Annotated in this window: 1 protein-coding gene; it reads left to right on the forward strand. The window is 55.5% G+C overall.

Going from position 1 to position 848, the window contains the following annotated elements; translation table 11 throughout:
- Positions 1 to 848: o-succinylbenzoate synthase (menC, locus tag J5224_RS31410; protein WP_264628906.1), on the forward strand; the 848-nt coding region annotated here is incomplete at both ends.

The following is an 848-nucleotide window of genomic DNA, read 5'->3' on the forward strand; positions in this document are numbered from 1 at the left end:
GAAGAGACTAACGTCACGGCCTGGCACATCATGCGGGATTTTCTGATCCCGATGGTGAAGCAGGCTGGCACGATTACCCATCCCTCTGAAGTGCGTGAAATTTTTATGCCGGTGAAGCGCAATAACTGCGCCAAAGCGGCGATTGAAGGCGGTATCTGGGATGCCTTTGCCAAACAGCAGGGCATTCCACTGCATCAGGCGATTGGTGGCACCCGCGATCGGGTGGAAGCGGGTGTCAGCATCGGCATTCAATCTTCCCCGCAAAAGCTGGTCGAGGTGGTCGCTGGCTACCTGGATGAAGGTTATCGCCGCATCAAAATCAAAATCAAACCGGGCAAGGATATCGACTACATCGAGGCACTGCGCAGCACCTTTGGCGACATTACGCTGATGGCCGATGCCAACTCCGCCTACTCGTTGGACGATATCGATTTCTTCAAGCGTCTCGATCGCTTCAATCTGCTGATGATTGAACAGCCACTGGCGCACGATGACATTGTCGACCACCGCAAACTTCAGGCGGCGATTGCCACGCCTATCTGTCTGGATGAAAGCATTGCGTCCGTGGAAGATGCACGCAAAGCCATCGAGTTGGGTAGCGCCCGCATCATCAATATCAAGGTGGCGCGGGTTGGCGGTATCACCGAAACCAAACTGATCCATGACTACTGTCAGGCGCACCAGATCCCGGTGTGGTGCGGCGGCATGCTGGACACGGCGGTGGGCAAAGCGCACAACATTGCGGTCGCCACCTTGCCCAATTTCGTTTACGCCCACGATATTCCGCCTTCCAGCCGCTACTGGCATGAAGACTTTATGCTGCCGCTGGTGGAAATGGATGCGGATAG

It is taken from the genome of Candidatus Symbiopectobacterium sp. NZEC135 (assembly GCF_025962695.1).